At 65.7% G+C, this 6,838-nt stretch carries 7 protein-coding genes; all 7 read right to left on the reverse strand.

The window, feature by feature from the left end; translation table 11 throughout:
* A partial coding sequence (locus I5M_RS18150) for a hypothetical protein (RefSeq protein WP_022722697.1) occupies window positions 1-473 on the reverse strand: 473 nt, incomplete at its 3' end.
* 57 nt (window positions 474-530) lie between these two features.
* Window positions 531-1,382 (reverse strand): shikimate dehydrogenase, encoded by an 852-nt coding sequence (locus I5M_RS18155; protein ID WP_022722698.1) that lies wholly within the window; start codon window positions 1,380-1,382, stop codon window positions 531-533.
* Window positions 1,379-1,651 carry a helix-turn-helix domain-containing protein gene (locus I5M_RS18160; RefSeq protein ID WP_031336923.1) on the reverse strand — a complete coding sequence of 91 codons (273 nt, stop codon included), beginning with the start codon at window positions 1,649-1,651 and terminating at the stop codon, window positions 1,379-1,381. Before I5M_RS18160 ends, I5M_RS18155 begins: the two co-directional genes overlap by 4 nt.
* Window positions 1,652-1,768: 117 nt before the next feature.
* The gene (locus tag I5M_RS18165; RefSeq protein WP_022722700.1) at window positions 1,769-3,811 is read right to left on the reverse strand and encodes an elongation factor G; all 2,043 of its coding nucleotides are present in this window, start codon (window positions 3,809-3,811) and stop codon (window positions 1,769-1,771) included.
* Window positions 3,812-4,057: 246 nt separating this feature from the next.
* Window positions 4,058-4,528 (reverse strand): DUF992 domain-containing protein, encoded by a 471-nt coding sequence (locus I5M_RS18170; protein ID WP_022722701.1) that lies wholly within the window; start codon window positions 4,526-4,528, stop codon window positions 4,058-4,060.
* 152 nt (window positions 4,529-4,680) lie between these two features.
* Entirely contained in the window at window positions 4,681-5,211 is a 531-nt protein-coding gene (locus I5M_RS18175) for a DUF992 domain-containing protein (RefSeq protein WP_022722702.1), read from the reverse strand.
* A 129-nt stretch (window positions 5,212-5,340) separates the two neighbouring features.
* On the reverse strand, window positions 5,341-6,543 hold the full coding sequence (locus tag I5M_RS18180; protein WP_031336925.1) for a pyridoxal phosphate-dependent aminotransferase: 1,203 nt from the start codon (window positions 6,541-6,543) through the stop codon (window positions 5,341-5,343).
* Window positions 6,544-6,838 lie beyond the last annotated feature (295 nt).

A 6,838-nucleotide genomic window follows, 5' to 3' on the forward strand; every position in this document is an offset into this window, starting at 1 on the left:
GGCGTCACCGAGATGACCTTCTGCCCGCCCTTGTATTTCACCGTGACGGTGCGGCCATCGTTGCTTGCGACCGACTGATCGACGGTGGCGTTGGTCATCGTGCTGTGCGGTCCGAGGTCCCAGGCGCGCGAGCCTTCGCCGGTGCCGCGCATCGCTTCGGGAAACACGTGGATTTCGACGGCGTCGCTGGCGCCGTTGGGGCCGGGCACGGTGGTGGCACCGATGAAGGCGCCGGGTTTCACCTCACTCAGCGAAATCGGTGCGATGCCGGCGACGCGCACATCCGGCTGCATTTGCACCTGCACGTCCTGACCGCCGCGCGACTTCACCGTGAGGTGATCGCCGTCGACACGCTCGATCTCGCCACGAACCTTGGTGGGAGTCGGCGGCTGCTGCGCCAGCGCGGACGAAAGGGGGACGATCAAGGCCAGCGCGGCGAGCGGACCAAGCAACGAAACGGAACGAGACGACATATCAACTTCTCCAGTAAGCCCCTGGAGCAATACGTTGCAAAGCGCCGTTTATTGCCTTCACGTATGCGCGAGCAGATCGTCTTCGATCAACGCGCGCAACTCCGCGGTGACGTGCGGACGCGCACCGAACCACAAATCGAAGCCGCGCACTGCCTGGTGCAGCAACATCCCGAGGCCATCGGCGGTGCGCAGACCTCGTGCACGGGCGGCTTTCAACAATCCCGTTTCCAGCGGCACATAAACGAGATCGGCGACCACCGCGTCCGCAGCGAGCGGCGACAGATCGATGTCGAGCGGCGGCTGGCCCTTCATGCCGAGTGACGTGGTGTTGACCACGAGGCCGGCGCCCGGCAGCGCTGCGGCGACATCGCTCCACGCGATCGGCACGACGCGCTCGCCGAACAGATCGCGCAAGCTTTGCGCGCGCTCGATCGAACGATTGGCGAGCGCGATGCGGGTGAAGCCGCGCTCGAGCAACCCGAACAACACCGCACGCGACGAACCGCCGGCGCCGAGCACGAGCGCATGCCTGGTCTTGTCCCAGCCCGGCGCCGAGGCATCGAGATTGTCGATGAAGCCTTCGACATCGGTGTTGGTCGAGCGCAGCACGTCGCCGTCGTAGTACAGCGTGTTGGCAGCGCCGACGGCGCGGGCCCGCGCGTCGGGCTCGGTGAGCTGCAGCGCGCGCTCCTTGTGCGGGATGGTGACGTTGGCGCCGATATAGCCGTGCGTCTTAAGATGCAGCACGAATTCGGCGAAGCCCTCCGGCGGCACCGACTCGATGGCGTAGCCGCCTTCGAGGCCGAGCTGGCGCAGCCAGTAATGATGGATCAGCGGCGAGCGCGAATGCGCGGCAGGCCAGCCGATCAGGCAGGCGGCACGGCGCGCCGGCTCGGGACGCTCGCTCACGGCGCAGCCTCCGGCGGCGGCACCGGCTGTTTCAGGCGCACGCCGCGGCCACCGTCTTCACTGCGGGCGTTCTCCGCGATCAGCTCGATGCCGGCGCGGTTGAGCGCATCGACCACACGCGTCAACGACTCGACGATGCCGCGGACGTTGCCGCCGCTCGCCTCCATGCGCTGGATGGTCGGCACCGACACCCCGGCGAGCTTGGCCAGCGTCCGCTGGTCGATGCCGAGCATCGCCCGCGCCGCGCGCATCTGGGCCGAGGTGATCACGGCTGCACCTTGCATTTCAATGTCATGGCTATCGGCTACCGCAAATACAAAACGGCTTCAATGATGTCTCAGGCATCATCGAAGCCGTTTTGGTCCGCAGCTTGCGGCGAGGTCAGCCTATGCGGCGGCCTGGCGATGCGCCGCCACGATCTGGTCCGCCGTGCGCCCGGAGACTTCGGCCATGTGGTCGAAGCTGCGGGTGAAGCCGCCCGCGCCCGCCGTTGCCGAGCGCAGTTCGACGATCAGATCGCCGATCTCCGCCTCGGGCATCGTCGCCCGCACCACGTCCCAGCCTGTCCAGCCCTCGCGGGTGTCGAAGCCGAGGATCTGGCCGCGCCGTCCGGACAGGATGGCGTTGACCTTGGCGGTGGCGTCGGTCGGGCAGACGATCTCGACGGTGTGAATCGGCTCCAGCAGCACCGGCTGGCACTGCGGCAGCGCCTCGGTGATGCCGAGCCGCGCCGCGGTGCGGAACGCCATGTCGGACGAGTCGACGGTGTGATACGAGCCGTCGGTCAGCGTCACATGGACATCGACCACCGGGAAGCCGAGCGGGCCGGCCTTCAGCGCATCGACCACGCCTTCTTCGACCGCGCCGATGTAGTTGCGCGGCACCGCGCCGCCGACCACCGTCTCGGCGAAGGCGAAGCCCTCGCCCCGCGGCAGCGGCTTGACCTCGAGCACGACGTCGCCGAACTGGCCGTGGCCGCCGGACTGCTTCTTGTGTCGCCCGCGCTGCGTAACGGCTTTACGGATGGTCTCGCGATAGCCGATCCCCGGCGCATGCGATTTGACGCTGACGCCATAGCGATCTTTCAGCCGCTCCAGCGCTACGCGCAGATGCATCTCGCCCTGGCCCCAGATCACCATCTCGTGGCTCTGCGGATCGTGCACCACGGTGAGTGACGGATCTTCCTCCGCGAGCCGCTGCAGCGCCTGGCCGAGCTTGACGTCGTCCTTGCGATCGGCGGCGGCGAGCGCCGTTGCCAACACTGGCGGGACCGCGGCGATTTCGGCAAGCGCAGCGGGCGCCGCCTTGCCGTTACCGATACTGTCACCGGTCTTGATCGCGTCGAGCTTGCCGAGCGCAACGACTTCGCCGGCGGTCGCCGACGAGCGCTTGCTGTCGTGGCCGCCGTTCACCGCGCTGATGCCAGACACGCGTGCGCTCTCGCCCGACGAGGCGTGCACAGTATCACCATCGGCCAGTGTGCCGGCCAGCACACGCGTCAGTGAAAGCTTGCCGCCGTGCTGCAGATGCTGCGTCTTGAACACATAGCCGACCGCTTCCTTGGTGGAAGCGACGCCGAGCCGCGCGGCCGTCTCGGTGACATCGGGCGCTTCGTGGCGCAGAGCCTTCAGAAGACGCATCACGCCGTTCTCGCGTAGCGCCGAGCCGAGCAGCACCGGACAGATCAAGCCTTCGCGCAGTTCGCGCGCGAGATCGTCGAACACCGAGTCGCGCGGCGGCTGAATGTCGTCGAGCAGTTGCTCCATCAGCGCGTCGTCGTGATCGGCGAGCTTCTCCAGCATCGAGAAGCGGGCTTCCTTCTCACGGTCCAGATCGCCGCCGGCGAGTTCGATCACTTCGGACGGCTTGTGCTCGCGATAGACGAAGGCGCGCTCCAGCGCGAGATCGACATAGCCGGCGATCAGTTCGCCGTTCCAGATCGGAATCTGGCGCAGCACCAGCGGAATGCGCGACGCCGGCTGCAGGCTTTCGAGGACTTCGCGAATGCGCTTGTTGGCGCGGTCGATCTTGTTGAGGAATAGAAATCTGGGAATGCCGAGATCTTCGAGCTCGCGCAGGATCAGCTGCAGCTGAGGCAGCTTGCGCTCATCGGCTTCGCATACGACGACAGCAGCATCGATGGCAGGCAGCGCCGCGCGCATGTCGTGCGCGAATTCGACGGAGCCGGGACAATCGAGGAAAGTGTAGGTCTCACCCATGAACTGGGTGGTAACGGCTGTGAGGCTGAGCCCCATCTTGTGATGCCGCGCCTCAAGGCTGCTGTCGCCGTGCGAGGTGCCGGCGTCAACGGATCCCGCTTTGGGGATCGCGCCGGTACGCGCCAGGATCGCTTCGAGCAGTGAGGTTTTTCCGCTTTGGAATGGGCCCACCAGTGCGATGCACCGGGGACCACGGGGATCATGTCCCATCGCCGTCTCCTTTTCTCTGGAGCTCGGCCCGTGATTGGGTCGGCAACGGGTGATGCTTTCAGCAGCCGTCAGGCTTGGCAAGCTGGAAAAGTTTCGCAGCTGCGGTGATCGGCTTGAGCAAGATCAAGGACAAATACAAACGTGCGCTGCGGCAAGTAGCATCGCAGCGCACGCTTGGAAGTGATCAACATTTCGTCGAATGTGTAGCAGCAGCTTGGCGCTGCAGCGCACGAAATGGGGAATGCCTCAGCGCCCCGGACGCAGTTCCAGCGCCTGCAGGCCAACCGCGACGTTGATGCCGGTCTGGCCCTGCAGGCTCAGCGGCTGCAGCGCGATCGAATTGGCCGAGCCGCCGACCAGCACGTTGGCGCCGAGGCCGACGCCGACAGATGCCGAGCCCTGCGCGCCGGCATAGTCGCCGGCGAGGTCGCCGGGGCCGAAGCGATCGACCGGAGCGAACACCGCCCAGCCCAGCGCGGTCTCGGGCGTGATGCCGAGATCGAGGCCGACCTTACGGATGGTAGCGACATACGGGGTGTCGGGCCGCCCGTTGGCGCGCAGCACGCAGCCGAGATTGGTCACCGAGCCGACGATGAAGCCCATGCTGGCCCCACCGCGGCATTCGAGCACGCCGACCTGCACCCGCGACTGCTGGGCTTCGGCGGCGCTGGTGATCAGCGAGGCGGCGGCGGCGGCGAGCAGAAGCGAGAGGCGCATGACGAGTCTCCATTGACGATGGAACCATCTAGGCACAGCACCGACGAATGTTCAATGACGCCCCGACTGGCGGCTCACGGGAACCCACGCCCTGAAACGACGAAAGGCCCGCGCGAGCGGGCCTTTCAAAGCGCGTGAATCGCGACCAGCGCTTAGCGGTGGTGACGATGATGGTGATGACGACGATACTTGCCGTGACGCGGACGAACGACGTCGGCCGGGCGGAGCTGCACGTCGGCAATGCCGGCGGTGACGTTGAGGCCGGTCTGGCCCTGCAGGCTGAGCGGCTGCAGCGCGTAGGCGTTGTTCGAACCGCCGATCAGCAGGTTGCCACCAACGCCGACGCCGAACGAGGCGTTGGCACCGACGCCGCCGAAGCTGCCGGCAAGGTCACCGCGGCCGATACGACGGGTCGGCGCGTAGACGGCCCAGGCGAGGCCGGTGTTCTGCGTAAAGCCGAGATCGACGCCGATGCGCTGAACGGTGGCGACGTACGGCTCCGGCTTGCGACCGGCGCTCTGGAACAAGCATTCGAGCTGGGTGGTCGAGCCGACAACGTAGCCGACGTTCGGGCCGCCGTGGCATTCGAGCGTGCCGACCTGCAGCCGCTCCTGGGCGCTGGCGCTCGCCAGCGAAGCGATCAGAGCAACCGCAGCGATACCGAACCGACTTGTGATGGACATTGAAACAAACTCCGCATTTGCAGGGATGACGTGCGGAGGCACAAAAAAGGAAGCGTCTTGTTCAAAACAAGGCGCTTCCTCAATTTAGGAACAATTCAATGGGTAACCTTGCGGATTGTTAATAAATCACTACCGCAGATTGCCGCAGAAGCGCTGGATGCGCTTGCAGGCTTCTTCCAGATCCGAGGTCTTGGTCGCGTAGGAGATGCGGAACGCCGGGCCAAGGCCGAAGGCCGAGCCCTGCACCACCGCGACGCCCTCCGCTTCCAGGAGCTCGGTCACGAAGTCCTGGTCGGTCTCGAGCTTCTTGCCGCCCGGCGTGGTTTTGCCGATGGTCCCGGCGCAGGACGGATAGACGTAGAACGCGCCTTCCGGCCGCGGGCAGTCGATGCCGGTGGCCTGGTTGAGCATCGCCACCACGAGGTCGCGGCGCTCCTTGAACACCTTGTTGTTGGCCGGGATGAAGTCCTGCGGACCATTGAGCGCCTCGACGGCCGCCCATTGGGCGATCGAGCAAGGGTTCGAGGTCGACTGCGACTGGATGGTCGCCATCGCCTTGATGAGCGGCGACGGACCGCCCGCATAGCCGATGCGCCAGCCGGTCATGCAATAGGCTTTCGAGACGCCGTTCACCGTGAGGGTGCGATCGATCAGCGACGGCTCGATCTGCGCCGGGGTGGTGAACTTGAAGTCGTCGTAGACTAGGTGCTCGTACATGTCGTCGGTCATCACCCAGACATGCGGATGCTTGACCAGCACGTCGGTCAGCGCCTTCAGCTCGGCGCGGCTGTAGGCGGCGCCAGTCGGGTTCGACGGCGAGTTGAGGATGATCCACTTGGTCTTCGGCGTGATGGCGGCTTCGAGCGCCGCAGGCTGCAGCTTGAAGCCGTGCTCGGCCGTGCAGACCACCGGCACGCTCTCGCCGCCGGCGAGCGCCACCATCTCCGGATAGCTGACCCAATAGGGCGCCGGGATGATCACCTCGTCGCCCGGATTAATGGTCGCCATCAGCGCGTTGTACAGCACCTGCTTGCCACCGGTGCCGACGATGATCTGGTTCGGCTTGTAGGTCAGGCCGTTCTCGCGCTGAAACTTGGCGATGATCGCCTCCTTCAACTCAGGAATGCCGTCGACCGCCGTGTACTTGGTCTTGCCGGCTTCGACCGCGTGAATCGCCGCCAGCTTGATGTTGGCGGGCGTGTCGAAATCCGGCTCGCCGGAGCCGAGACCGATGACGTTGCGGCCCGCCGCTTTCAGCTCGCGTGCTTTATCCGTGACCGCGATGGTCGCGGACGGCTTCACACGATCGAGGGCGGTAGCGAGGAACGGCATCGTCTTCTCCTTGCAGCCGTCATGAGCCGGCATCGGGCGCGACTCTTCCATATTTGACGGGATGGCCGCCACACTAGGCGCCGCCACGCTGCATCGCAAGAAGCTTGGCCCTCAAATGGGCGTTTTGGCAGGGCTGTAGCGGCGTCATTGCGTCTGCCGAACCGCCTCGAAAGCGGCTTTAGGCGTCACACTCCCGCGAGTCATGCAGCTGTGATGCTTTCGCTGAGCGCTTTCGCATAGGTGAGATGTGAACCATCAGCCGCGCCAATCCGACTACGGGACGCGCGTGCGCGGC

This window comes from Rhodopseudomonas sp. B29 (assembly GCF_000333455.1).
In the GTDB taxonomy this organism is placed as follows: Bacteria; Pseudomonadota; Alphaproteobacteria; order Rhizobiales; family Xanthobacteraceae; genus Rhodopseudomonas.